This is a genomic window from Streptomyces sp. NPDC097619 (genome assembly GCF_040302735.1).
Taxonomy (GTDB): domain Bacteria; phylum Actinomycetota; class Actinomycetes; order Streptomycetales; family Streptomycetaceae; genus Streptomyces.
On the sequence record NZ_JBEOSD010000030.1, the window covers coordinates 1 to 25,787 of the forward strand.

At 74.5% G+C, this 25,787-nt stretch carries 23 protein-coding genes; 4 read left to right on the forward strand and 19 right to left on the reverse strand.

Features of this window, described 5'->3' with window-relative positions; genetic code table 11:
• Positions 1-158: 158 nt before the first annotated feature.
• The 6 genes from ABTZ17_RS11270 to rpmB form a co-directional block, all read right to left on the reverse strand.
• The gene (locus ABTZ17_RS11270) at positions 159-641 is read right to left on the reverse strand and encodes an ATP-binding protein (protein ID WP_352195307.1); all 483 of its coding nucleotides are present in this window, start codon (positions 639-641) and stop codon (positions 159-161) included.
• 160 nt (positions 642-801) lie between these two features.
• Positions 802-1,194 (reverse strand): STAS domain-containing protein, encoded by a 393-nt coding sequence (locus ABTZ17_RS11275; protein WP_352195308.1) that lies wholly within the window; start codon positions 1,192-1,194, stop codon positions 802-804.
• Between the two features lie 224 nt (positions 1,195-1,418).
• The gene (locus ABTZ17_RS11280; protein ID WP_502994643.1) at positions 1,419-3,983 is read right to left on the reverse strand and encodes a SpoIIE family protein phosphatase; all 2,565 of its coding nucleotides are present in this window, start codon (positions 3,981-3,983) and stop codon (positions 1,419-1,421) included.
• Positions 3,984-4,053: 70 nt separating this feature from the next.
• Positions 4,054-8,103, reverse strand: a complete 4,050-nt coding sequence (locus ABTZ17_RS11285; RefSeq protein ID WP_352195309.1) for a HAMP domain-containing protein — start codon at positions 8,101-8,103, stop codon at positions 4,054-4,056.
• 351 nt (positions 8,104-8,454) lie between these two features.
• Positions 8,455-8,760 carry a 30S ribosomal protein S14 gene (gene rpsN, locus ABTZ17_RS11290; RefSeq protein ID WP_352195310.1) on the reverse strand — a complete coding sequence of 102 codons (306 nt, stop codon included), beginning with the start codon at positions 8,758-8,760 and terminating at the stop codon, positions 8,455-8,457.
• Complete coding sequence (rpmB, locus tag ABTZ17_RS11295) at positions 8,760-8,996, reverse strand: 50S ribosomal protein L28 (protein ID WP_352195311.1); 237 nt, start codon at positions 8,994-8,996, stop codon at positions 8,760-8,762. Before rpmB ends, rpsN begins: the two co-directional genes overlap by 1 nt.
• 170 nt (positions 8,997-9,166) lie before the next feature.
• Here rpmB and ABTZ17_RS11300 point away from each other — a divergent pair, with 170 nt between their 5' ends.
• The 3 genes from ABTZ17_RS11300 to rpmF all read left to right on the forward strand — a co-directional run bounded on the left by ABTZ17_RS11300 (position 9,167) and on the right by rpmF (position 10,902).
• The gene (locus tag ABTZ17_RS11300; protein ID WP_352195312.1) at positions 9,167-10,321 is read left to right on the forward strand and encodes a CobW family GTP-binding protein; all 1,155 of its coding nucleotides are present in this window, start codon (positions 9,167-9,169) and stop codon (positions 10,319-10,321) included.
• A gap of 79 nt (positions 10,322-10,400) precedes the next feature.
• Positions 10,401-10,655, forward strand: a complete 255-nt coding sequence (rpsR, locus tag ABTZ17_RS11305) for a 30S ribosomal protein S18 (protein ID WP_352195313.1) — start codon at positions 10,401-10,403, stop codon at positions 10,653-10,655.
• A gap of 76 nt (positions 10,656-10,731) precedes the next feature.
• Positions 10,732-10,902, forward strand: a complete 171-nt coding sequence (gene rpmF / locus ABTZ17_RS11310; RefSeq protein ID WP_352195314.1) for a 50S ribosomal protein L32 — start codon at positions 10,732-10,734, stop codon at positions 10,900-10,902.
• A 12-nt stretch (positions 10,903-10,914) separates the two neighbouring features.
• Here rpmF and ABTZ17_RS11315 read toward each other — a convergent pair whose 3' ends face one another.
• Together ABTZ17_RS11315 and ABTZ17_RS11320 are read right to left on the reverse strand one after the other, a co-directional pair.
• The gene (locus ABTZ17_RS11315) at positions 10,915-11,916 is read right to left on the reverse strand and encodes a class I SAM-dependent methyltransferase (protein WP_352195315.1); all 1,002 of its coding nucleotides are present in this window, start codon (positions 11,914-11,916) and stop codon (positions 10,915-10,917) included.
• A 29-nt stretch (positions 11,917-11,945) separates the two neighbouring features.
• Positions 11,946-13,241, reverse strand: coding sequence for an MFS transporter (locus ABTZ17_RS11320; RefSeq protein ID WP_352195316.1), 1,296 nt, complete (start codon positions 13,239-13,241; stop codon positions 11,946-11,948).
• A gap of 303 nt (positions 13,242-13,544) precedes the next feature.
• Between ABTZ17_RS11320 and ABTZ17_RS11325 the strand changes: the two genes are divergently transcribed.
• A complete protein-coding gene (locus ABTZ17_RS11325) occupies positions 13,545-14,945 on the forward strand; it encodes an oxygenase MpaB family protein (RefSeq protein WP_352195317.1) in 1,401 nt (466 codons plus the stop codon).
• Between the two features lie 56 nt (positions 14,946-15,001).
• Here ABTZ17_RS11325 and ABTZ17_RS11330 read toward each other — a convergent pair whose 3' ends face one another.
• The 11 genes from ABTZ17_RS11330 to ABTZ17_RS11380 form a co-directional block, all read right to left on the reverse strand.
• The gene (locus ABTZ17_RS11330) at positions 15,002-15,844 is read right to left on the reverse strand and encodes a M23 family metallopeptidase (protein ID WP_352195318.1); all 843 of its coding nucleotides are present in this window, start codon (positions 15,842-15,844) and stop codon (positions 15,002-15,004) included.
• Positions 15,845-15,933: 89 nt separating this feature from the next.
• Complete coding sequence (locus ABTZ17_RS11335) at positions 15,934-17,253, reverse strand: MFS transporter (protein ID WP_352195319.1); 1,320 nt, start codon at positions 17,251-17,253, stop codon at positions 15,934-15,936.
• Positions 17,250-17,672, reverse strand: a complete 423-nt coding sequence (locus ABTZ17_RS11340) for a PadR family transcriptional regulator (protein ID WP_352195320.1) — start codon at positions 17,670-17,672, stop codon at positions 17,250-17,252. The genes ABTZ17_RS11335 and ABTZ17_RS11340 overlap by 4 nt, the downstream gene beginning before the upstream one ends.
• 113 nt (positions 17,673-17,785) lie before the next feature.
• Positions 17,786-18,655, reverse strand: coding sequence for a M15 family metallopeptidase (locus tag ABTZ17_RS11345; protein WP_352195321.1), 870 nt, complete (start codon positions 18,653-18,655; stop codon positions 17,786-17,788).
• 181 nt (positions 18,656-18,836) lie between these two features.
• The gene (locus tag ABTZ17_RS11350) at positions 18,837-20,159 is read right to left on the reverse strand and encodes an N-acetylmuramoyl-L-alanine amidase (RefSeq protein ID WP_352195322.1); all 1,323 of its coding nucleotides are present in this window, start codon (positions 20,157-20,159) and stop codon (positions 18,837-18,839) included.
• Between the two features lie 251 nt (positions 20,160-20,410).
• Positions 20,411-21,091, reverse strand: coding sequence for a DsbA family protein (locus tag ABTZ17_RS11355; RefSeq protein WP_352195323.1), 681 nt, complete (start codon positions 21,089-21,091; stop codon positions 20,411-20,413).
• Between the two features lie 315 nt (positions 21,092-21,406).
• Positions 21,407-22,039 carry a hypothetical protein gene (locus ABTZ17_RS11360; RefSeq protein ID WP_352195324.1) on the reverse strand — a complete coding sequence of 211 codons (633 nt, stop codon included), beginning with the start codon at positions 22,037-22,039 and terminating at the stop codon, positions 21,407-21,409.
• Between the two features lie 227 nt (positions 22,040-22,266).
• A complete protein-coding gene (locus ABTZ17_RS11365; protein WP_352195325.1) occupies positions 22,267-23,130 on the reverse strand; it encodes a hypothetical protein in 864 nt (287 codons plus the stop codon).
• A 282-nt stretch (positions 23,131-23,412) separates the two neighbouring features.
• Positions 23,413-24,636, reverse strand: coding sequence for a cation:proton antiporter domain-containing protein (locus tag ABTZ17_RS11370; RefSeq protein WP_352195326.1), 1,224 nt, complete (start codon positions 24,634-24,636; stop codon positions 23,413-23,415).
• Between the two features lie 208 nt (positions 24,637-24,844).
• Positions 24,845-25,339, reverse strand: a complete 495-nt coding sequence (locus tag ABTZ17_RS11375; RefSeq protein WP_352195327.1) for a GNAT family N-acetyltransferase — start codon at positions 25,337-25,339, stop codon at positions 24,845-24,847.
• Positions 25,340-25,436: 97 nt separating this feature from the next.
• Positions 25,437-25,685: a hypothetical protein gene (locus ABTZ17_RS11380; RefSeq protein WP_352195328.1), complete on the reverse strand. Its 249-nt coding sequence runs from the start codon at positions 25,683-25,685 to the stop codon at positions 25,437-25,439.
• Positions 25,686-25,787: the final 102 nt, after the last annotated feature.

Below are 25,787 nucleotides of genomic sequence, written 5' to 3' on the forward strand. Positions count from 1 at the left end.
GCGGGGCCTGGACCTGTCGAGGGCGGGGTTCCGGATCACGGCCGAGCTGGGTTCCCTGGACGGCGGGGCGCCCATCGCCCCCGGGGTGTGGGGCCCCGCGCTCTGTGGCCCTGCGGCACGGATTCCCGCGGTCCACGGCCGGCCGGCCGCGCCGCAGGCTACGCCTGCCGACCCGGCCCGCCCACGGTGTCGAACTCGGCCCACACCGTCTTGCCCAGCTCGTGCCGCTCGGCTCCCCAGCGGTCCGAGGCGTGCTCGACGATGAAGAGGCCGTGCCCGCCCGGAACGGACGGCTCGTGCGGGCGGCGCGGGGACGGCAGCGTGGAACCGCCGTCGCTGACCTCCACGCGCAGCCGCGCGGGCGAGGCGTCGAGGACCAGCTCCAGCGGTCCGCCGGCGTGCAGCATGGCGTTGGAGACCAGCTCCGCCACCAGCAGCACGACGTCCTCCACCCGGTCCTCGTCGACCCCGTCCGGGCCGGCGGGCCAGGCCCAGTCCTCCAGGCAGCGCGTGGTGAACGCGCGGGCCTTCGCCACCGGCCTGGGCAGGCCGGCCAGGGTCATGCGTCGGCGCTGGCCGCCGGGCGGCAGGACGCCCGGTCCCGGCCGGCCGTCGTCCAGGGTCCCCGGGATGGTCGTCATGTGCGGGTGCCCCTTCGGTCCTGGACCCTCGGTCTCGGTACTGGTGTCGATCGCTCCGGGTCGGTGGTGTTCGCGACCCTGTGCCCGGCCCCCGGCCGGGCACGTCTGCTCGGATGCCCCGTCACGGCCGGATCATGCCTCCCGGACGTGAACCCGGTCCTCAGGCGGCCAGAGCGGCGTCGACGGAATCGAACACGGTGAAGACGGCCTGCGCTCCGGTCAGGTCGAGGACCCGCCGTACGGTGGGTGCCACCGCCGCCAGCCGGAAGTCCACGCCCGCCGCCAGGGCCGCGGCCCGCGTCTTCAGCAGCAGGTTCAACCCGGAGGAGTCGCAGAAGCCGACCCCCGAAAGGTCCACCACGACCACCGGGGTGCCCTGTTCGACCAATGCGGACAGCGATTCCTGTGCGGGGGCCAAGGACTCGATGTCCAGGTCCCCCGCGACGTGACACACGGCCACGCGCTCCTGCGTACGGTCCACCCGCACCGTGAGCGGGCTCTCGTCCGCGTATCCGGCGCCCGGGCCGGTTCCCTGCTCATTACCGGCTGACATGGTCGTCTTTCCCTCCAGAGACAGCGCATCGACCTTACGCAAGCGGTCCCGCGCAGCCAAGCCCGGGTCCTCATCCCGTTCGCCCTCGTGTTCGCCCCGGACTTCCCGCCCGTCCCGGGCCTCCCGTCCGTCCGCCGGACCGCGCCCGGCGGGGCCGTCCCGGGCCTCGGCGGGGCCCCTGGTGTCCGGGGCCTCCCGGCCCGCTTCCGCGGGCGTGCCGGTGGTCACGGGGCCTCCGGGCGTTCGCGGACGGACACCCCGACGAGGCAGGTGTCGTCGTCGGTGTCGGCGAGGCTGTAGCGGAGCAGGTGGTCGAGGTGGCCCTCCAGGTCGCCGGGGCCTCCGACGGCCTCCCCGGCCTGCTCCGTGAGGGAGATCAGGCCGGTCAGCGAGGCCTGGAGGGACTGGTCCCGCCGTTCGATCAGCCCGTCGGTGTAGAGGACGAGCAGATCGCCCGGCCGGAGCTGGACCTCGCTCTCCTCGTACTCGGCCTGTCCGAGCACGCCGAGCAGGATGCCCGAAAGCTGGGGCAGGGTCTCCGCGCCGCCCTCGCGCAGCAGCACCGGCGGCAGGTGGCCGGCCCGGGCCCAGCGCAGGCGCCGGGTCTCCGGGTCGTACAGCCCGCACACGGCCGTCGCGGTCAGGTCCTCGGTGAGTTGGTGGGTGATGCTGTTGAGCCAGGTCAGCAGCTGGGCCGGGCCCGCCCCGGTGGCGGCCAGCCCGCGCAGGGCGTTGCGCAGGGCGACCATGCCGGTGGCGGCCTCGATGCCGTGTCCGGCCACGTCCCCGACGCACAGCAGGATCTTGCCGGAGGGCAGGGCCACCGTGTCGTACCAGTCCCCGCCGACGAGGTGGTCCTTCTCGGCGGGGCGGTAGCGGACGGCGACGCGCAGGTCCTCCGCGTCCACGGGACCGCGTACGGAGGGCATGATGGCGTGCTGCAACTGCCGGGCCAGTCGGCTGCGTTCGGCGGCCTCCTGGGCGGTCTGCGCCAGCTGGTCGCGGGTGGCGGCCAGGGCCACCTCGGTCCAGTGCTGGGCGGAGATGTCCTGGTAGGCGCCGCGCACCACGGTCAGTCGGTGGTCGGGGTCGTGGACCGGTTCGGCGACCACCCGGATGTGGCGGGCCACCCCGTCGGGCCGGAGGAGCCGGAAGGCCGTGGACGAGGGCCGCTGGTGGTGGAGCAGGTTCCGCAGGAAGCGGCCGATGGCGTGCCGGTCGTCGGGGTGGGCGTGTTCGGCGAGCTCTTCCAAGGGGATGGGCGGGGAGGTCGGGGGCAGGCCGTGCAGTTCGTACACGGCTTCGTTCCAGGCGATCTGCCGGGTGCGCAGGTTTTCCTCGAAGCCGCCGATCCGGCCGAGTCGTTGGGCGTGCTGGAGGAGTCGGGCCACCCGGGGGGTGCCCTCGTCGATCCGCCAGACGACCGCGAGGCAGTCCCCGTGCCGGCTGACGCTCACCTTGGCGGTGGTGCTGAGGGGGACGCCGTCCACCATCGCCGACAGGGTCATGGCGCCGGTGTGGAAGGGCTCGCCGGTGACGAAGACGTGTTCGGCCTTCTCCAGCAGGCCGCCGGGCTCGGCGGCCAGGGGGTACGCCTCCAGGAGCCGGGCCCCGAGGATGGCGCTGTTGGGGCGGCCGGCGAAGTCGACGAAGGCCGGGTTGAGGTAGCGGATGCCGAACCGGGGGGCGCCGGGCGCACCGCCCGGGTCCGCCTGGAGGATCAGGCAGGGGTCCATCAGGCCGTCGGTGAGCGAGCGCAGTCCCTCGAAGTGGGCGTCGCGTTCCCCGGCGGCGGCGGAGCCGTCGTCCGCCCAGTTCTCCAGGGTCGCGGCGCACAGCTCGGCCAGTGCCTCGAACTGTCGTTGGAGGGGTTGGGACTGCTCGGGGAGCGGTCCTTCCCAGCAGATCTCCAGGACGCCGGTGAGGCGGCCGCCGATGCCGGCGGGCACGGCGAGCCGGCCGCCGCCGATGCCGTGCTGGCCGATCGAGGGGATCCCGGCGCCGGCGAGCGCCGGGTAGGCGACCGCGGCCCGCTGGTCCAGGGCCCGCCGGGCGGGGGTGGGCACGCCGGGGGGCACGTGCCGCCAGCGGTGCGCCTCCTCCTCGCTGAACCCGGCGCTGCCGGCCAGGGACAGGGACTGGTCGGGGTGGGCGGCCCAGACGGCCACCGCGACGGCCCCGAGGGGGCGCAGGGCGTGGTCCAGCATGGAGCGGGCGACCGCTTCGGTGTCCTGTCCGGAGAGGGCGTGCGCCTCGGCGCTGCGCAGCCGGACGGCGACGGAGTCGGTGCCGGCCGGGTCGGGTGCCGTCGCCCCGGCGGGTACGGCGGCGGAGGCGGTGACGAAATCGCGGGCGACGGCCGAGATCCGGTCGGCGGCGGCCTGGTTGACGAGGTCGGCGGCGAGGACGAGGGGGGTGACGCCGGCCTTCTCGGCGAGTCCGGCCAGTTGGACGGCGGCTTCGGTGGGGCCGCAGTGGAGCCGTTCGACGAGGACGCCGACGGCCATTTCGACCAGGGCCCGGCCCGCCGCGTCGGCGTGGGCCTGTTCCAGTTCGCGGCGGAGCAGGTCGACGGTGGTGGCGAGGCGGCCCACGGCGGTGCCCTCGTCACCCGCCGGAGTGCCCGCCGGGCCGTCCGGCGCCAGGTCCTGAGCGAAGTCCGGCGCGAACTCCGGCAGGGCGGCGGCCCGGGGGACGGGCAGGTCGGTGCCGCCGGCGGCGGAGGGGGCATCGGCGGCGGGGGCCCCGGTGGGGCCTTCGCCGGCGTGCGGCTCCTCGACGTGCTGCACTGCGGCGGCTCCTCGGGTCTGCGGGGGCTCGGGCGCCCCTGTTCCTGCGGTCACGGTGGTCTCCGGGGCCTCAGGGGGCGAGCTGGCGGGTGATCCGGGCGACGAGCTCCCCGGCGTCCACCGGCTTGGTGATGTAGTCGCTGGCGCCGGAGGCCAGGCTCTTCTCGCGGTCTCCGATCATGGCCTTGGCGGTGACGGCGATGATCGGGAGCTTGCCGTGTTCGGGCATGTCCCGGATCGCCGCGGTGGCGGCGTAGCCGTCCATCTCGGGCATCATCACGTCCATCAGGATGACGTCGATGCCGGGGTGCGCGGCCAGGGCGTCGAGCGCGGCGCGGCCGTTCTCCGCCTGGAGGACCCGCATGCCGTGCAGTTCGAGGATCCCCGTGATGGCGTAGAGGTTGCGGTCGTCGTCGTCGACGACCAGGGCGGTGCGGCCGGCCAGCGAGGGGTCGACTTCGGGGTCCCAGGAGCGGCCGGTGTCGGGTTCGGTACGGGGGACCAGGGGGAGCACGTCGCCGGGCCGGTCGGCGCTCATGTGGAGGGCGATGCGTTCGCGGAGCTCGTCGAGGCCGGTGATGAGCTCGGTGAGGCCCGCGCCGCCGCGGTCGCGCAGGATCCGCGCGTCGTGGACGGAGGCGCCGCGACCGGCGTGGGCGAGGACGGGTACGGCGTGCAGGGCGGGGTCCCGTTCCATCTCCTCCAGCAGGGCGATGGCCTCGCCGCCGGGCAGGTCCAGGTCGAGGACCACGCAGTGGCAGGGGCTCGTGGCGAGGGTCGCGGCGGCTTCCTGGCCGCCGACCGCGGTGATGATCTCCACGCCGCGGGTGTCCTGTTCGCCGGTGCGCCGGGGCAGGCCCGCGACGGCGTTCTCGGCGACCAGGGAGAGCAGGCCGCCGGCGCGGGACTCCACGACGAGCAGGCGCCGTGGCCCGGGGAGTCCGCCGCCGGGCTCGCCGGGGCGGGCCTGCCCCGCGTGGACGTCGTCCTCCGTGGGGGCGAGGACGCCGGCTTCGATCTCGCGGGGCGCGCCGGAGGCCGTGGCCTCGGCGAACTCGGAGCGGGCCACGGGCAGGTAGAGGGTGAAGGTGCTGCCCTTGCCGAGGGTGCTCTCGGCGGTGATGGCCCCGCCCAGCAGGAAGGCGATCTCCCGGCTGATGGACAGGCCGAGGCCGGTGCCGCCGTACTTGCGGCTGGTGGTGCCGTCGGCCTGCTGGAAGGCGCCGAACACCGATTCCAGGTGCTGCGGGGCGATGCCGATGCCGGTGTCGGTGACCTGGAAGGCGAGGACCCGGCCGTCCCGGCGGACGAGTTCGGGGACCCGGGACTCGTCGGCCGGTTCGATGCTGACCTCCACCCGGCCCTGTTCGGTGAACTTCACCGCGTTGGAGAGGAGGTTGCGGAGGATCTGGCGCAGCCGGTAGTCGTCGGTGAGCAGTTCCGCGGGGACCTCGGGGGAGGTCCGGACCGTGAACGACAGGCTCTTCTGGCTGGTCATGGGCCGGAAGGTGGCCTCGACGTAGTCCAGCAGCCGGCTGAGGGGGACCACCTCGGGGGTGAGGTCCATTTTCCCGGCCTCGACCTTGGACAGGTCGAGGATGTCGTTGATGAGCTGGAGCAGGTCGGAGCCGGCGGAGTGGATGATGCCGGCGTACTCGACCTGCTTGGCGGTGAGGTTGCGGCTGGGGTTCTGGGCGAGGAGCTGGGCGAGGATCAGCAGGCTGTTGAGCGGGGTGCGCAGTTCGTGGCTCATGTTGGCCAGGAACTCCGACTTGTAGGTGGAGGCCACGGAGAGCTGGTGGGCGCGGGCCTCCAGCTCCTGGCGGGCCTGCTCGATCTCCAGGTTCTTGGTCTCGATGTCGCGGTTCTGGGCGGCGAGGAGCTCGGCCTTGTCCTCCAGTTCGGCGTTGGAGGCCTGGAGTTCCTCCTGCCGGGCCTGGAGTTCCTGGGAGCGGGTCCGCAGCTCCTCGGTGAGCCGCTGGGACTCGATGAGGAGTTCGTCGGTGCGGGCGTTGGCGACGATGGTGTTGACGTTGACGCCGATCGCCTCCATCAGCTGGTCCAGGAAGTCCCGGTGGACCTGGGTGAAGGGGCGGACGGAGGCCAGCTCGATGACGCCGAGGACCTGGCCCTCGACGACGATGGGGAGGACGACGAGGGAGAGGCGTTCGGTCTGCCCGAGCCCCGAGGACACCGCCAGGTATCCGGCGGGCAGTTCGTCGACGGCGATGGCGCGCCGGCTGCGGGCGGCCTGTCCGACGAAGGACTCGCCGAGCCGGAAGCGGGTGGGCCGGGAGCCGTCGGGGAAGGCATAGGAGCCGACGAGCTGGAGGAAGGTCTCCTCGGCGGTTTCCTCGGCGAGGTAGAAGGCTCCGCACTGGGCGGACACCAGCGGGGTCAGCTCGTCCATGATCGACTCGGCCACGAGGGTGAGGTCGCGGCGGCCCTGGAGGAGGGCCGAGATCCGGGCCAGGTTCGTCTTGAGCCAGTCCTGTTCCTCGTTGGCCCGGGTGGTCTCGCGCAGGGACTCCACCATGAAGTTGATGTTGTCCTTGAGGTCGGCGACCTCGCCGGAGGCGTCCACGGTGATGGAGCGGGTGAGGTCGCCCTCGGCGACGGCGCCGGTGACCTCGGCGATCGCGCGGACCTGTCGGGTCAGGTTCCCGGCGAGTTCGTTGACGTTCTCCGTCAGCCGCTTCCAGGTGCCGGAGACGCCCTCGACCTCGGCCTGGCCGCCGAGCCGGCCCTCGCTGCCCACCTCGCGGGCCACGCGGGTGACCTCGGCGGCGAAGGAACTGAGCTGGTCCACCATGGTGTTGATGGTGGTCTTGAGCTCCAGGATCTCCCCGCGGGCGTCCACGTCGATCTTGCGGGTGAGGTCGCCCTTGGCGACGGCGGTGGTGACCTGGGCGATGTTGCGCACCTGACTGGTCAGGTTGTGCGCCATGAAGTTGACGTTGTCGGTGAGGTCCTTCCAGGTGCCCGCGACGTTGGGGACCCGGGCCTGGCCGCCGAGGATGCCCTCGGTGCCGACCTCACGGGCCACGCGGGTCACCTCGTCGGCGAAGGCCGACAGGGTGTCCACCATGGTGTTGATGACGCCGGCGAGGGCGGCGACCTCGCCCTTGGCCTCCACCGTGATCTTCTGGGAGAGGTCGCCCTTGGCGACGGCCGTGGCCACCTGCGCGATGGAGCGGACCTGACCGGTGAGGTTGGAGGCCATCACGTTGACGTTGTCGGTGAGGTCCTTCCAGGTGCCCGAGACCCCGCGGACGGTGGCCTGGCCGCCGAGGTTGCCGGCGGTGCCGACCTCGCGGGCCACGCGGGTGACCTCGTCGGCGAAGGCCGACAGCTGGTCCACCATCGTGTTGATGGTGTCCTTCAGCTCCAGGATCTCGCCGCGGGCGGTCACGGTGATCTTCTGGGAGAGGTCGCCCTCCGCCACGGCCGTGGCCACCTGCGCGATGGCGCGTACCTGACTGGTCAGGTTGCCGGCCATGAAGTTCACGGAGTCGGTGAGGTCGCGCCAGGTGCCGGAGACGCCCTGGACGTCGGCCTGGCCGCCGAGGATGCCCTCGGTGCCGACCTCGCGGGCCACGCGGGTCACCTCGCCCGCGAACGAACTGAGCTGGTCCACCATGGTGTTGACGGTGTTCTTCAGCTCCAGGATCTCGCCGCGGGCGTCCACGGTGATCTTCTGGGAGAGGTCGCCCTTGGCGACGGCCGTGGCCACCTGCGCGATGTCGCGGACCTGGGTGGTGAGGTTGCCGGCCATCGCGTTGACGGAGTCGGTGAGGTCCTCCCAGGTGCCGGAGACCCCGGGGACCTGCGCCTGACCGCCGAGCTGTCCCTCGGTGCCCACCTCGCGGGCCACGCGGGTCACCTCCGAGGTGAACCGGGACAGCTGGTCCACCATGCCGTTGAAGACGGTGGCGATCTCGCCGAGCAGGCCGTCCGCCTCGCGGGGCAGCCGGATGCCGAAGTCGCCGTCGCGCACGGCCGTCAGTCCGGCCAGCAGCAGTCGCAGCTCGGGCTCGCCGACCTGCGCGACGCCGGTCCCGGCCCCGGCTCCGGTTCCCTGGGCCGGCACAACGCTCTCGGACGGTGATGCGCCAGCCATCGAACGTCGCCTCCATAGCCCGCCGGGCCCCTCGGCCGGCATCGATCCCGCGCGTCCCCGGGCGACCGCGGACGGGAGCCCGTGGCCCGCCGTCCGACCTGCGCGGACCGTCCTGCGGCACCCCCTCGTGGAAGGGGGCCCGGCCGGGTGTGCACGAGGCCGTACGGGGTGTACGGGTCGGGAGATTACCCCATGTCAGGGGGGCTCCGGAGGGCCCGGAAGGGCCCGGAAAAAACACCTGCGGACGCGTGCATGGAAGCCGGGAATAGGGGCATACGCGGTGCCTCGGGTGGGGCCCGGGCCACGGCGCCCGATCGGTGCCGGAGTGGCCCCGGCCCCCCCGGGCGGGAGCTACCAGGAGGACCTGGTGACCCCCGGCAGGAAGCCGGCGTGCGCCTGCTCCCGCATCCGGATGCGGGAGAGTCCGAACTTCCGCAGGTACCCGCGGGGACGGCCGTCGACGCCGTCCCGGTTGCGGAGCCGGGTGGCGCTCGCGTCGCGGGGCTGGGCGCGCAGTTCGGACCGCGCGGCGGCGCGTTCCGCCGCCGTCGAGGCCGGTCGCCGCAGTACCTCCTTGAGCGCGGCCCGCCTGGCCGCGTACCGCTCCACTACCGCGCGGCGGTGCTCGTTCCGCGCGATGCGGCTCTTCCTCGCCATCAGACCTTCACCCCGCGGGCGCGGATCCGGGCCACCGCGGCCTCGACGCCGATGGTGTCGACGGTCTTGATCGCCTTGGCGCTCAGGGTGAGGCGGACGTGCCGCCCCTCGCTCGGCAGCCAGTAGCGCTTGCGCTGGATGTTGGGGTCGAAGCGGCGCGGGGTACGCCGGTGCGAGTGGGAGATGTTCCTGCCGAACCCCGGTCGGGCTCCGGTCAACTGGCAATGCGCGGACACGGTCTCACCTGTCCCTCTCTCGACGGATCCGTCGACGGAAGTCGTTATTGGAAATGATTTCCATTCCCGTATAGTAGCCGCATGCCACGCACCGACCACATCCCCCTCGCCATGCGCCGCACCCGAACCGACCGCCCCCACCACCCGCGGGCCCGGCACCGGAGCACCTCGTGACCCTGTCCGTCGCCCTCGTCGGCGGGCTCCACGCGGACGCCCGCAAGGAGGTCGTGGACCGGCTCCTGCGCACCGTCCCCGACAGCCTCGCCCTCCACCACGACCTGTCCGCCGCCGCCCGCGGCACCGTCCGGCGCGTGGTGCGCGACGCCACGGGAGAGCTGTCCCGGGCCGAGGTGCCCCTCGTCGACGACTGCGCCTGCTGCGCCCTGCGCGAGGACCTGCTCCCCGCACTGCACCGGCTCGCCGCCTCCGGGACGACCCGGCTGGCCGTCATCGAACTCTGGGACTCCGTCGAACCGAAGCCGATGGCCGAGACCGTCGCCGCGCACGGCGGCGACGCGCTCGCCCTGACCGCCGTCATCACCGCCGTCGACCCCGCCCTCGTCCTGCCCTACCTCGCCAACGGCGACGACCTCGCCGAAGCGGGCCTCGCCGCCGCTGCCGACGACCGACGGACCATCGGCGACACCTGGGCGCGACAACTCGAATACGCGCCCGTGCTCGCCCTCGTCGACGGCACGGAGGACGATCGGCGGACCCACGAGGAGGACCACGCCCTGCTCGCGCAACTCCATCCGACCGCCCGGCGCGTGGCGGCCGGCTCCGGAGCACTGGCCGCCCACGCCTTCGCCGGCTTCGACGTGGACGCGGCCGCGGCCGCCCAGCACCCCGCCTGCGCCCGACTGCCCCAGGAGGCCGAACAGGCGGGGGTCTCCACCCTGGTGTGGCACCGGCGCCGCCCCTTCCACCCCGAACGCCTCTACCGCGCGCTGGAAGACCTGAGCTGCGCCGCCGCCCGCAGCCGGGGCCGGTTCTGGCTCGCCGACCGCCCCGACACGCTGCTGGCGTGGGGCGCGGCGGGCGGAGCCCTCTGCGTGGAGGAGACCGGCCCCTGGCTGTCCGCGCTGCCGGACGCCGCCTGGGAGCTGGTGCCGGCGTTCCGCCGGGCGGCCGCCTCGCTCGACTGGCACCCCCGGCACGGCGACCGCTGTACGCACCTCGTGTTCACCTCGCCCGACCTCGACCGCCCCGGACTGGAACGACTCCTGGAGTCCTGCCTCCTGACCGACGCCGAGTACGCCGCCGGGCCCGAAGGATGGCGGGCCCTCCCCGCGGCCTTCGACACCCTCTTCGACCCCGTCCCGTAGCACCGAAGCCCCTGCCCGACCGGCGACCGCCCCACTGACCGTCCGCCCGGCCACCCGTCCGACCGACCGAGGAACCCCCATGGCCCTTCGCCCCAAGTCCCCCAAGTCCCTCAAGGCCCCCAGGGGGCTCGCGTCCCGCCGCAACCCGCTGGACGCGGCGGGGATCACGTACATCGACTACAAGGACACCGACCTGCTGCGGAGGTTCCTCTCCGACCGGGGCAAGATCCGCAGCCGTCGCGTCACCCGCGTCTCGGCCCGGCAGCAGCGCCGACTCGCCGCCGCGATCAAGAACGCCCGCGAGATGGCCCTGCTCCCGTACGCCTCCCGGTAGGAAGCGCCCGACGCGCACCACCGACCACCCCGGCTCCGCCCACCACGCACCCCGACCACTCCTGAGGAGACCTCCCATGGCCGTTCCCAAGCGCAAGACCTCCCGCAGCAACACCCGCCACCGCAGGGCCCGGTGGAAGGCCGCCGCGCCCCGGCTCGTCACCGTCACCGTCGACGGCTCGCCGCACCGGGTGCCGCAGCACCTCGTGAATGCGTACGAGCGCGGCCTGCTGCGCCCCGAAGGCTGAGCGGGCCGGCCCTCAGGGGCGGCGGCCCCAGGCGAGCAGCATGCCGGGCCCCAGCTCGGCAGGGCCGGGGGAGGAGGGGGTCGCGGGGGCGGCCAGGACCGCCAGGGCTTCGTCGACGGTGGTCGGGTCCACCCCGCCCCGCTCCTCCAGCGCCGGCCGCATCCGCTGCCAGGTCGCCCGCCAGAACTCCGCCAAGGGGCCGCCGGGCACCAGCGGCGGGCAGTACAGTTCCGCGCCCACCCCCACGAGCCCCTCTTCGTGGAGGAACCGCGGGTACCGCGTCACGGGCCCGATGTCGGTGCCGATCGTCGCCCGCAGCGCCCGCCACATCGCGTCCATGGTGCGCCGGTACGCCGACGGCGCGGCCGGGTCGGAGTCCGGAGCCGGGTTCGGGTCCGAAGGCGTGCTCCCGCCCGAAGCGGCACCGGCGGCGGGGTCCACGGCGTCCCCCAGCAGGAGCAGGCCGCCGGGGGCGAGCCGCGCCGCCAGCCCGGCCAGGACCCGACGCCGCTCCGGCAGGTGCATCAGGACGAACCGGGCGTGCACCAGATCGAACCGGTCCGACCCCAGGGCCGAGTCCAGGGAGGCGGGGTCGGTGACGTCCGCGAGGGCGACGCGCAGCCGGGCCGCGGCACCGGAGGGCGGGGCCGGGCCCGGATCCAGGGACGCCGCCAGGCCGGCCAGAGCGGAGGTGTCGCGGTCCACCGCCACCACCTCCGCGGCCCCGCCCTCCGTGAGCAGCCACCGCGCCACGGTTCCGGTCCCCGCGCCGATCTCCAGGCAGCGCTGCCCCGGCCCCGCGCCCAGCGCCCGCAACCGGCCGGTGGTCACCGGGTCGTAGACCACCGCGGCGTCGTCGATGCGTTCCGCCTCGCGGGGATGGGCGGGCTCGAACAGGTCTTCGCCGTAGTGGCCCGAGGTCCCGGGCGCGGCCCGGGGGACCTCCGATGGGGAGCCCGTTCCGTCCGCCCGGTCCGCCGGGTCCGCCGGGTCCGCCGGCCGTTCCTCGGTCATGACCGCTCCTTTCGTGCGGGTCGTGCGCGTCATCCGGGTCGTCCGGGTCGTCCGGGTCGTGCGGGTCGTGCGGTCCGTCGCCCCGGCCGGCCGCGGGCGGCCAGCAGGCAGGCGGGGACGGCCACGGCGGCGCCCGTGTACAGCAACACCTGATAGTCCGTGGCGTGCAGGATCTGCCCGCCCACCGCGCCGGCCACCGACAGGCCGACGAACAGCGCGCCGTTGTTCCACGACAGCACCGCCGTGGCCCGGCCCGGGAAGAGGTCCACCAAGTGCCGCTGCTGCGCCGGGAAGAAGGCGTACGCGGCGAAGGCGAACAGGCCCAGCGCACCGGCGAGGGCCCACGGCACCGGGTAGGCCAACGCCACCACCACTTCCAGGACGGCCGTCAGCAGCAGCGCCGTCCCGGTGACGCGTACGGCGCCGGCCCGGTCGGCGAACCGGCCCCCGACCTGCCCGCCGATCACCGCGCCCACCCCGTAGACCACCAGCAGCCAGGTCACGCTCGAAGCCCGGCCGTCCGCGTGGAGGGCGACCGCCAGGAAGGTGTAGAGGGTGTACACGGAGAAGGCCCACAGCGCCGTGACCGTCACCGCCGACATCGCCGCGGCCGTCCCGGGGGACCGCGCGCCGTGCCGGGCTCCGGCCTCGGACGGGGCGTCGACGGCCCCCGCCGGTGCCGGACCGACGGCGGGCTCCGCGGCCACGGCGGGCTCCGGGGCGGCCGCCCCTGGGTGCCGGCGCCAGACGAAGGCGTGCGGGAACGCCAGCAGGAAGGTGCCCGCCGCCAGGATCAGGAAGGCCGACTCCCAGCCCACGTACCGCCCCAGCAGGGAGCCCGCCGGGGCGCCCACCCACAACGCCGTGAGCAGTCCCGAGCCCACCACCGCCAGCACCTGGGCCCGCGCCCGGTCCCGGGCCCGCGTGCTGACCAGCGCGTACACCGTCGGACCCGTCGCGGCGGCGGCCACCCCGGCCACCACCCGGGCCGCGAGCAGCAGACCGAAGCCGGGGGCCAGGGCCGTGCCGACGTTGGCCAGGGAGAACAGGACGAGGGCCACGACCAGCACCGTGGCCCGGTCCCACCGGTCGGAGATCCAGCCGGCGACGGGCGAGGCCACCACGTACGCGACCGAGAAGGCCGTCACCAGCAGGCCCGTACGGGCCGCCGAGACCTCGAAGGAGGCCGCGATCGCGGGGAGGAGCGGGGCGACCACGAAGAGGTCCGTCCCCACCAGGAACTGCGTCAGCCAGGCCAGCGCGACCGGCCCGGCCGACAGTCCGGGCGCCGTGTCCTGAGTCGCCCCGCCACCGGTCGGGCGCATGCCCCCAACGTAGGTCCTCCCGCCGGGCCCGGCCAGCGGGCCCGTGCCCGCCGGGTCCGGCCGGACCTGGGCGGACGTTCGTACAACCCCACATGCGGGTGATCCACACGGCGGGCCCGGTCCGCCCGCCTCGCGCCGGCGTTACGAGGTTGTACGTCTGACGCCCCACGGCGTCGCACACGACATCGATACGGCGGCGCACAGCGCCGTACGGCGTCCCGCGAGGTCACAGGGCGTACCTCCGATGCCGCTCGCCGCCCTCCCGGCGCCGCGGCCCCAGCCCCCACCCCTCCGGGAGACCACGTGACCCGCGATGCACGGCCCGCCCTCGACCTCGCCCTCCGCCGGACCCTCGGCGAACGGAGGATCGGGCTGGTGGCCTGGCGGCTGCTCGTCCTCCAGATCGCGCACCCCGCCGTCGCGGGCGGCATGAGCCGCTACTCCACCTACCGGGCCCACCCCTGGCGCCGCATCGAGCACACCATGGAGAGCGGCAGCCGCCTCTTCTTCGCCGGGCCCGAGGAGCGCCGGCTGGAGGTGGCACGGCTCCAGCGCACCCACCGCCGCATCCAGGGCACCGACGACACCGGCCGCCCCTACACGGCCGAGGACCCCGAGACCCGCGCCTGGGTCATGGTCACGCTGTACGAGTCCATGACCGCCATGCACGAGCTGTCCGGCACCCCGCTGCCCCCGGCCGCCCGCAAGCTGCTCTACACCCAGTTCAAGGAGGTCTGCGCCGACCTCGGGATCCCCGAGGAGGTGCTCCCGGCAGGTGCCGACGACGTGCCCGCCTACGTGGACCGCATGGTCCGCGAGGTCCTGGAGTACGGAGAGGAGGTCCACTACCTGCTCCACGAGATGCTCCGCGAGGCCCCGCTGCCCCGCAGGCTCGGCCCGCTGGCCCCGGCCTGGCCGGCGCTCCGCTCCGTCATGGCCCGCGGGCTGGCCGCGCTCACCGTCGCGGACCTGCCCCCGGCCTGGCACGAGCGGTTCGGCACGCCCCGCCCGCGCGGCGCCGCGGCCCTGTCGTGGACCCTGCACCGGGGCCTGCGGCTGGCCATGACCGGCCTCCCCGACCACCTGCGCTACCGCCGCCACTCCGCGGACCGCGACCGGGCCCTCGCCGCCAGGCCCGCACCGAAGGTGCCCCGGGCCCGCACCGCGAGCTCCCGGCCCGCCCGGCTCGAAGCCTTCTTCCGGCAGGTCCTCGACCAGACCGGCGACGGCCGCGTCGACACCGCCGACCTCCAGGCCATGGCCCACAACATCTGCTGGCGGCTCGAACTGCCCGTGGAACGCGAGGACGTGCTCTACGCCGCCTTCGAGGAGTGGTGGAAGCAGCTCCGCGCCGGCATGGACGGGGACGGCGACGGGGCCGTGGACTGCGCCGAGTTCGTGACCGCGATGACCGCCGGCCTCGACCGGGACCCCGGCTACCTGGAGCGGGGGCTCGGCCCGGCCATGCGCGCCCTGTTCCGGGCCGCCGACACCGACGGCAGCGGCCACCTCTGCGCCGACGAGTACCGGGTCCTGTTCGGCGGCTCCCGCGTCCACCCGGCGGAACTCAACGACGGCTTCCGGGAGCTCGACGTCGACGGGGACGGCCGCATCAGCGAGGACGAGTTCGTGGCCGCCTTCACGGACTTCTTCACCGCCCGCACCGACACGACCGCGGGCACCGCCCTCCTCGGCCGCGCCTGACCCCACCGAGCCGGGACCCCACGTGGGGCCCCGGCCCCTGTTCGTGGTGTGCCCGGTCACGGGCTCCGGGGCGGAGCTGCCGGTTCCGGCGAGGTGGGGAGGGGCGGGCCGAAGGTGTCGTGGTCCGCCGGGACGCCCTCGTGGGTGCCGCCCTCGGAGTCCCCGTACCGCCAGGTGAAGGGCAGGCCGCGGGCCCGGGTCGGGCGGGGGCCGTCCATCAGGTGGAAGTGCAGGTGCGGCTCGCTGGAGTTGCCCGAGTTCCCGCACGCGGCCAGTACCTGACCGGCGGTCACGCGGTCGCCGACCGCCACCTCAAGGGAGCCGCGCCGCAGGTGGGCCAGCACGGCGTGCACCCCCTCCCCCAGGTCGAGGACGAGGTGGTTGCCCAGGAGGAACCGTGGCCCGCCGACGGCTCGGACCAGCCCCTCGGCGAAGAAGTAGGGCAGGCCGGCGACCGAGGTGCGGGTCAGGTGGTCCCGTTGCCCGCCGGAGGCGGCGACCACCACACCCGCGCCCGGCGCGAGCACCGGGGCACCGAAGGCCGGGTACGCCTCGGGGCGACGGAACGGCGGCCACAGCCACACCGGTTCCGGAGCGGGCCTCCGCACCAGGTCGACGGCGTAGGTCTGCGCGTACGCGTGCGTGTGACCGGGCGTCTTGGTGGCGGGTCCGTTGAGGGCCGTCCAGAGCCCTCGCACCGGCAGTTCCGTCCGCGACGGAGCCCGCCGCGGTTCCGGTGATCGCCGGGCCCGCTGGAAGCCCCACCCCAGCAACACCCCGGCCACGGCCAGCCCGAGCCCGGTGAACCACAGGGGCCCCAAGCCGCGTTCGTTGATCACCAGACACAGTGCGCCCAGGACGAGGATCCGCGCGTACTGGGCCATGAGCACCCTGACCATGCGGGCTCCCCCTTCGTCGGTAGCCCCCGTAGTCCAGTCGCATCCGTGCCCCCGGGCAACGGCTCCGGGGGAGATCGTCCGGATGGCGCTCAGGGCCGGCCGGGAAGGCGTCGGGCGGGTCGTTCCTCGCGCGTGGGGGACGGTGGGGTGGTCGTCGGCGGGACGGCGGGTGCGCGGAGGCCGCGGACGGCGGGGAGGGCCAGGACGACGGAGTTGGCGAGGAGCTGCCAGCCGACGCCGACGGCCAGGACCGGACCGATGCCGGTGGACTCGGCCAGCGGCCCGGCGAGGGCGAGGCCGATCGGTCCCACGGAGTACGCGCCGAAGGTCACGTACGACATGACCCGGGAGAGGCTGTCGACGGGGACGTGCTGCTGGATGGTCGTCATCCAGAGGCTGTTGAACACCGCGCTCGACACTCCCGCGGCCACGGCCGCGGCGCACACCGTCCACAGCGGGGCGCGGACGGCCAGGGCGGCCGAGGGTGCCGCCCACAGGAAGGTGATCGTGGTGGTCACCACGAGCGGCCGCGACGGGCGGCGGCCCAGCAGGAGCAGCCCGCCGAGCAGGGAACCGCCGCCGAAGGCACCGACGATCAGGCCCCAGGCCTCCGGGCCCCCATAGTGGCGGTCGGCGGAGATCGGACCGAGCACCAGGTACGGGGCCCAGACCAGCAGGTTGAAGAGGGTGAACTGGAGGGTGACCGTCCACAGCCAGGTGTGGGCGGAGAAGGTCTGCCAACCGGCGCGGAGTTCCGCGAGCACGGAGCCGCTCCCGGTGCCCGGGGCCCGGTGCCCCGTACGCAGGAGGAGCAGGGCGCCGATGCTGATCAGGTAGCTGAGCGCGTCCACGAGGAGCACCGTCGCGGCCGAGGTGAGGGCGACCAGGACGCCGGCCAGGGCCGGACCGCCCACGCTCGCCACCGACTGGGCCATGCCCAGCAGGGAGTTCGCCTCCGGGAGCCCGTCCTTCGGGGCCAGCTCGGGGACCAGGCCGTCGAACGAGGGCCGGAACAGGGCCTCGCCCAGTCCGCCGCAGGCCGCGAGGGCGAGGACCGCCCAGAGCGGTACCGGGCCGGCCAGGAAGAGCAGCGCCAGGATTCCCTGGCTGAGCGCGCGGACCGCGTCGGCCGAGAGCATGACCAGTCGTCGTGGCAGCCGGTCGCCGAGCACTCCGCCGCCCAGCAGGAAGAGCACCATCGGGACGATGCGGGCGGCGAGGACGAGGCTCAGATCCGTGGGCGAGCCGCCGTGGTGGAGGACCGCGAAGGCCAGGGCCACCGAGGCCATGGAGGTGCCGAGGTGAGAAGTGGCGTACCCGACGAAGAACACGGCGAACTCGCGCTCGCGGAGCACGGCCCAGCGCCCACCGGCGGCGGAGGCCCGTCCCGGACGGGCGGGCCGTATCACGCCGGGGCCCCGGTGCCGGGAGGGCCCCCGGTGCCGGGAGGGCGCGTGGTGGAGGGTGGGTGCCTGGTGGCGGGTGGGGCCAGGAAGCCGTCGACGGCCTCGCGGAAGCCGGGCCAGAGGCGGCTGAACTCGTCGAGAGCGGCCAGGCCGGTGTCGGTGAGGGCGTAGTAGCGCCGCGGCGGTCCGGCGGCCGACTCCTGCCAGGTGGTCGCGACCAGGTCGTCGCGGCGGAGGCGGGAGAGCAGCGGGTAGACCGTGCCCTGGCCTGTGGCCAGCGCCCCGGACTCCTCCAGCGCGTGCAGGATCTCCACGCCGTACCGGGGGCGGTCCCGCATCAGGGCGAGGACGCAGTACTCCAGGACACCTTTGCGCAGCTGGGCGGTGGCCCGCGCCTGCTTGGTCGACTCACCAGGTTCCATGCGTTGCAAGTTACCTGGCGGGGCGAGGAGCGGGGAAGGGCGCCGGATCGGCGTTCGGGTGACGGACAGTCGGGTGACGGAGGCCGGGTGGGATGGGCGGGGGTGTCGGTGCGTCAGCCGTGCCGGAGGGAGCGTTCCGTCACGGGGAAGTCGAAGTGGGTGTCCGGGTGCTCTTCCGGGCGGTGGGTGAAGTGCCACCACTCCTCCCGGAGCCCGGTGAAGCCCTGCGCGGCGAGGACGCTCCCCAACAGCCGCCTGTTCTCCCGCGCGGCGCCGACGATCCGCGGGTCGTCGGTGTGCGACAAGGTGTCGAAGCAATCGAAGGCGGTGCCCATGTCCACGGAATCGTCCGCCCGCCGCTGCTCCCGAGGCCCGTGACAGGCGCCCGCGGGCCGGCCGGGCACCCCGGAACGCGGCCGCCGCAGGTCCACGAGCGTCACGTCCACCGTGCCGCCCCTGCTGTGACCCGACCTCGCGGCGATGTAACCGTCCGCGAACAGCCGATCCTTGGCGACCCGCGGGTAGTACTCCGCCTTGGTGCGCTCGTCCGTCGGATCCGCGGCCCACCGTACGAAGTGGTCCACCGCCCGCTGCGGCCGGTAGCAGTCGTACACCTTCAGCGAGAGGCCCCGAGGCAGCAGCTCCCGCTGCGCCCGGTGCAGCGCTTCGGCGGCGGGTCGGGTGAGCAGGCAGACGGGCCGCCGGTAGCCGTCGACCGGCCCGCCGGTGAAGTTGGCGGCGGTGGCGTAGCGGACGTCCTGCCGGATGGTGGGGTCCACGGAGGTCAGCGCGACGAAGTCCGCGGGCGCCCGGTCGGTCGGGGGGCCGGGGAGGCCCCGGGCCGAAGACGGGGCGGCGAGGGGCGGGAGCGCGAGCGCGAGCGGCGGGAGGAGGGCCGCCGCGAGGGCCGTCAGGAGGACGCGGCGGGGGAGCAGGAGCGGCGGGCAAGGGCGGCGGGGCGGGGACGGGCGGCGGGGCGGCATGGGGGCGTACGGCGTCCGTTCCCGGCGGGTGCCGATGGGGGAGCGGGGGAGCGGGAGGAGGAGCGGGAGCGGGACGGGTGGAACGCCCCGCGCCGAGCATGCCGTACGAGGACGGTGCCGTCCGTCCCCCGTTCGGGGGACGGACGGCACACGGGGGACGGGTGACCCCCTCCGACCCGGATCAGCCGAGGCGTTCGGCGACCTTCAGGCGCAGCGCCGGGAGGGCTTCGTACAGCGTGCCGCCCGGGCAGGCCGTCGCGTTCACGTCGCGGTGGCTGGAGATGACGGGGACGGTGAGGACCTTGCCCGTCGGGTGCGGGTTGGTGCCGCCGCCGCCCGCCGAGGTCAGCTGCACGGTGCCGGCCGGGTCCAGCCCGTACTGGCCGCCCTTCCACGCCAGGAGGTCGGCCAGACCGTCGATCATCGCCTCGCTGGGGCGCGGGTCGGGGCCGGTGTTCTCGCCGCCCTCGGCGTTGTTCGGCTCGAAGTTGCCGAGCGTCGCGATGCCGAAGGTGTTCCGGTTGAAGCCCGAGGCGTGACCGCCGAGGACGGCCGGGACGGCCGTGTTGTCGGGGCGCATGTCCACGGAGCCCTTGCGGCCCTCCCAGATGCCGCCGAAGCGGTCGACGACGAAGTGGTACGGGAAGTCGCCGTAGCCGAGGTTCTTGATGTGGTGGACGTAGATGCCGTTGATGATCTGCGGCACCTGCTCCTGCGTGTAGGAGTTGTTGCCGACGACCGTGTGGTGGACCAGCGCGGCCTTGATCGTCGCCTGCGTCTTGTAGCCGGCGTCTGCCAGGTTCTCGTCGGCCCCCCATGCCTGGCGGGGGTTCACCACCGGCTGGGCGGCGGAGGTGGCGGCCGGTGCCGTGCGCGCGGCCGGGGCCCGGCGGGCGCTGGGGGCCTGGTTCTCGCGGGCGACCGCACCGGCCGTGGTGCCGGTGGCCGGGTCGATCAGGGAGAGCCGCAGGTCCTGCGGGAGGCGGCCGCTCGGGGAGTTGAGGCGGAGCTGCACCCCGTCCGCGTCGTCGGTGTAGAAGGCGGGCGCCCCGGCCCGCTTCGCCTCTTCCGACACACCCTCCTCCAGCTCCAGCGGAACGTTCCGCCAGCCTTCCCAGACGCCGTTCCGGTGCACCCGCGCCCGCGCGGTCAGCCCCGCGTCGACCTGCGAGTCCTTCGCCCAGCTCAGGCCGAGCGAGGAGAACCGCTTGCCGGTGAGCGCCCGGGTGGCGAAGCCCTGCCCGGCCGCCGGGCCCGCCGTGCCCGAGGCCCGCGCGGGCAGGGCCGACAGCGCGGCGGAGGGCCGGCCGGTCGCGTCGGTGAGCCGGGAGTCCTCCACCGGGGAGACCGCGCGGACCGCGCCCCGGAGGGCGGCGGGCGTCGACTGGGCGGCCGTGGGACGGGCGTCGGCCGTGGCCGCGTTCCCCGGACCGGCGACGGCCAGCGGCGCGGTCAGGGAGACCACGCCGAGCGCGATGACCGGGAACTTCCTGCGAAACGTCATGCTGAATCCCTCTGCTGCGGCCCCGCATCGCACCGCGGCAGAGGGGGCGCGATCGTGTGACCGACAGGTGAGGCGCCCAGGCTCACACGACGAAGTGCCTGATCAGCGCCATGATCGGAGGCTATGTCAGGTCTGTCCCGGTGCGGTGCGTCACGCGAGCCTCGGCGCGCCGCCCCGCACCGGGCTCCCGGAGCCGACCCGACCGTGAGGATTGATCGGGCGGAGGCGGGGTGGGGGCGGGGAGGCCGGCCTCAGGCGCGGGAGGCGGCCAGGCGCTCGTCGAGGATCAGCTTGAAGTCCTCGTAGCCGCGCGGTCGGACCCGCGTCCCCTCCACGAAGAAGGTCGGCGTGCCCTGCACCTTCAGCCCCGCCCCGTCCCGCTGGTCGTACGCGATCCGTTCGGCGGTCCGCGGGTCGGCCACGGCCGCGTCGTACCGGGCCAGGTCGAGGCCGAGCTGCCGCGCGTACCCGCGGAACACGGCGTCCTTGGGCTCCTGCGCCTCGCCCCACTCGGCCTGCGTCTCGAAGAGCATGTCGTGCATCTCGGCGAACTTGCCCTGCTGGGCCGCGGCCTCGGCGGCCCGTGCCGCGGAGTGGCTGTTGCGGTGGCCGGGCAGCGGGAAGTAGCGGGCCACGAAGGTGACCCGGTCCCCGTACTCCTTCTTCAGCCGCTCCATCACCGGGTGGAAGGCCCCGCAGGACTCGCACTCGAAGTCGAGGAACTCGACCACGGTGACCCGGCTCTCCGCGGGACGGGTCAGCCGGTGGCTGTTCTCCCGCACGGCCCGCGCATCGGATGCGGCCGGCGGCGGCGCCGCGTACCCGGAATCACCGGGCCCGGACTCGGGCCGCAGGAGGACGAAGGAACCGAGGGCGGCGCCGAAGGCGACGACCAACACCAGGAGGGCCAACAACTGCTTCTTGAACTTCACGGAAGGGACACCGCTTTCGCGTCGGAGCCCCGCACCTGCCGCGCCCCGGTGCGCGCAGACGCGGCACGGGTCCGGGCGGGCGGACGCGGAGCGGAGGGGGAGAGGTCGGGGGAGGGGAAGGGCACGGTCGTGTGCGAGCGCGGGTACGGGCGCGCGCGTACGGCCTGAGCGCGCGTACGGGTACGGAATCCGGCGCGCGAAGGAGCACGGACGGGACCGGGAGGGGCGGCGGTGGAACCGAGGGCGCGGCGCCCTCCGGAACGGAGGTCGGGAACGACACGGGGTCGGGCGGCCGCCGCGGTCGATACCGCCGGCCTAGGCCGTGAGGCGGTACGTCGAGGTGGGCGGTGGTGCGCGGCCGGGGCGGAGCCGGACCAGTACGGCCGGCCGGAACACCATCGCGCCATGGGCGCGGGGCCCGGCCGGGCCCGTCGGGGCGGGGGCCGGGGCGAACAGCGGGAGCAGCGCGTACCAGAGCCCGCGCGCGGCCGCGGCGAGCGGGCGCACCTCCCGTGGCAGGGCCTGCGTGGCCCCGAGCAGACGGACCGCCAGCAGCAGGGTGACGGCGTGGCCGCCGGACAGGGCCAGGGGCCCGGGGCCGGCGGCCGTCAGCTGTTCCAGGAGCGGCGGGCGCGGTCCGGGGCCCGGACCGGCCAGGGCCTCGCAGGCGCCGGGCAGGACGTAGCAGGCCACGTGCGCGGTCTGGGCCGCGGCCAGTGCGGCGAGGACCTGGGCGTCGCTGAGCCTGCGGCGCGTGAGGACGAGCCCCGGCAACAGTGCGGTACCGACGACCACGATCGGCAGGGGGAAGTGCGCGCCCGTCGCGCCGGCCGGCAGATGTCCGACCAGCGGCAGCAGGACGCACCAGACCGCGAGTATCCCGGCCCCCGCCGTCCGCCACACACCGGACCACGGCCGGGGGCCGCGTGGCGGGCGGAGCACGGACATGTCGTGGCCTTCGGGAACGCGCGGTACGAGGGACGCCCGCAGCGTACCGGCCGGTATCACCACCCCGGCCACCGACCCCTGCCCGTCCCCCGGCTCCCGTGACCGTGCCCCCTTGTGACCCCTGTGACCCCTGTGGCCCTTGTGGCCCTTGTGCGTCGGGACCGCTTCCGTGCTCTCCTCCGCCCGGCCGGGAGTCCGCTCCCGGTCGGGCGGGCGGTGGGGGTGGGTCAGCGGGGGGCGGGAGCGGGGGTCGCCGAGCGGGCGTGGGGGAGGGCGGGACCGGTGGCGGTCGTGGCCGTCGGGGTCGCGTCGGGGCGGGCGGCGGTCCAGGTGCCGTCCGCGAGGCGGAGGGCCAGGCCGTGGTCGGCGAGCCCGCTCAGGTGCTTGGCCACGGTCCGGGCGGTGAACCCGACCGTCGCGCACAGGTCGTCCACGGACACGCCCGTCGCGTCGGTCGCCGGGTCGTTGCCCGAGCCGGACCCCGGAACCGCTGCCTCCAGCGCGCTCCAGGTCCGCTCGGCCTGCTGGCCCAGACCCCCTTCGCGGGCCGGGGCGAAGGCCGCCGCGCACGCGGCCTCCAGTGCCGTGGCCGAGGGTCCGCCCGCGGCGGCGGTGGTCGCGGTGGTTGCCACGGCGGTGGCGGTGTCCCCGCCGTCGTCCGCACCCGCCGTCTCGTCGGCGGCCCCGTCACGGGGCGCGGGCATCGTGCGCGCGCCATCGGACGCGGGAACCTCAGCGGCGGATGCCGGGACCGTCTCCGGCTCGGCCGCACCGGCCCCCGTCGTCATGTCGGGGAGCACCTCCGCGGCCGTGCCCGCGCCGACCGGCCTCCCCGTGTCAGCGCCGTCGGTGACCGTGTGCGTCCCCGCGGTCGCGCCCGCAGTCGTGCTCGTCACCGTGTGCGCGTGCGCGTGCGCGTTCGTGTGCGTGTCGGTGTTCGTGATCGCGCTCGTCTCCGTACCCGCACCCGTCGGCGTGCCGCCGGTGGCCGGGATCCGGTCCGCGGCGGGACGGCGTACCCCCGCCCGGCCCACCGGCCGGGGCGTACGGTTCACCCGGCGGTGCTTGCGGCCCTTCTGGTGCTTGCTCACGTGACTTTCCTCCAGCGTCTCGGTCTCGCTCCTGCACCTAACGAGGCGGACGGTCCGCAGGGCCGCCCCGACACGGGACAACCCGGAGAATCACCGGCACGGCTCATCCGCCGCTCCGCGTACGCCCGCTTCCCGGCACGGGACGCCCCGTCCGTGGTACACACGGCACCGAACATCCGGGCGGACAACGCCCGAACCCCCGCACGGGTTACGCCCGCACGCCCCGCCGGGACGAAATCCCCGTGGCCGGCGCGCGCGAGCTCCGGCCGGGCGCGGGCGAGTTCAGCGCGCAGGCGGGATCACCGCGAGAGCCGCCGCTGGTGTCCGGCGCTCGAACCATTCGGCGATCGGTCCGACCGTCAGCCCGTGCAGGACCACGCTCAGCAGGACCGTCGCGCACATCGCGTTGACCACGAACGTGCCCTGGACGGCCGGGAGCTGCGCGGCGGCCAGCACGGCGAACACGATCGAGGTGACCCCGCGCGAGCCCAGCCAGCCCACCGTCGCCCGCTCCGGCCAGGTCAACCCCAGGCCACCCAGCGAGAGCACCACCGGCACGAAGCGGGCCGCGGTCAGTGCCAGCAGCCCGTACCCGACCACGGCCCAGCCGATCCCGCCCGTCGCGAACTCGTCGGCGGTCAGGGCCCCGAAGACGAACCACACCGCGAAGGCCATCACCTGACCGGCGTCGTGCACCAGCTCCAGGCTGTCCCCGCCGATCGCGTGCGCGGCGGGGGCGTAGCACAGGCCCGTCACGAAGGCCGCGACGAAACCGTTCCCGCCGGCCAGCACGGCGGCCGAGTACGCGAGGAACGGCAGCGCCAGACCGGCCAGCCGCAGGCTCCCCACACCGGCCCAGCCACCCGCCAGGGACTTCCGTACCAGCCATCCGGCGCAGAAGCCCAGGGCCGCCCCGATCAGGAGGGCCAGGCCGGCCTCCCGGATCGCCCGCAGCACCAGGCCGCCCACGGTGTTGCCCTCCGCGGACACGACGTTGGCCACGCAGAACACGAACACCGGTGAGATGAGGCCGTCGTTGAGTCCGCCCTCGATGTTCAGGGCCGCCCGCACCTTCAGCGGGACCCGCGAGTCCCGCAGGAAGGTCGAGACCGGGGCCAGGTCCATGGGCATCACCACCAGGGCCGTCACCACCAGCAGCCACCAGCCCGCGTCCGGGAACAGCAGGGCTCCGAACAGGGTGGCCAACCCGACGGACACGGGCAGCGCGATGCCCAGAAGCCGCCATTCCCCGACCGTCTTCTCCAGACGGTCGTAGTCCTTGGACTCCGTCGCGTCCACGAACAGCAGTACCGCCAGGACCAGTTCGACGCCGAGCTGGAAGCCGTGCGCGTCCAGCTCCAGTGGAACCGCGGGATCCGGGCCGCGGGTCAGCGCGATCCCCGCCGCGGCGAAGGCGAGCGGCGCGGTCACGCTCCAGCGCACCAACCGGTCCGCCGTCAGCGACCAGGCGAACAGCAGCAGCAACACAATCAGGAACGCCGTCATCGAAGCTCACCCTGGGGGCGGAGGGCCGGGCCGGGAGGCACGGCCCGGGGCCGGACCGACCCCGGGAACCGCCCAGTCTTCCCCCGCACCCCCCGCCCCGACGGCAGGACACGGGAGGGCGCTCCGGTCATCCGCCGTCTGCCGTCTGCCGTCTGCCGTGTGCCGTGTGCCCTGTGCCCTGTGCCCTGTGTCGTCCGGTGGTCGTCGGCTACGCGGTGCGGACCCGTGGCAGACCGAAGGCGGCCATCTGCTTCTCCTCGTAGGAGAGGAGGCCGAGGCTGCGGTAGAAGGCGGCGTTCACCTTGCCCTCCGGGGTGGACTCGTGGTCCGTCGAGAGCAGGAAGAAGCGGCAGTGTGCGTAGCGCTCCTTGAGGTGTTCCAGGAGGGCCCGACCGACACCGCGGCGATGGTGTGCCGGGTTCACCAGGAGGTCCTGCACGTAGCAGACGTGCTCGTCGTCGGAGAGGGTCCGGGCCAGCCCCAGGAGGGTGCCCGAGGCGTCCCGGGCGGTGACCACCAGGTGGGAGTTGGCCAGGCCGCGGCAGAGCCGCCCGACGTCCTCGGTGTAGCCCTCCCACTCCACCGAGGCGTAGAGGGCGAACACCTCCTCGGGGTCGAACACGTCCTCGCGCGCGATGAGCAGCGCCCCGGTGCCCGTGCCGCCCCCGCCCGTGCCCGTGCCCGCTCCTGTTCCCGCTGCCACCCGGTCCCCCTCCGTCGTTCCGTCCGGCCGGGCCGTGACGCCGTACCGCGCCCGCCCCTCCCCGCATCCTCTGTTGATCTTGGTCGGAACGCAACGTTCAGCGGGTGCGGCGGGAGATGCTGTCGGTGGCGATCGCGACGGCGATGCCGAGGACGGCCATCACCGTGTACCCGTACACCTCGTACCCGTCGGGCACGAGGAAGCGCAGGAAGCCGAAGAAGCGGATCCAGCCGAACCACTCGTGGAGGAGTCCGCTGACGGCCCCCACGATCAGGACGAAGCAAAGGACGTCCGTGATCGCCTTGGCGGGGTTCTTGGGCTTCTTGGGGCTCTTGGAAGAAGTCATGGCACGATGCTGGCCCGTGCCACGGGGCCACCGCGTCGGGCTTCGGGATGCGGTCCGGACCCGCCGGTGCGACCAAGGTCTGCGATCCGGGCCCGGGACGTC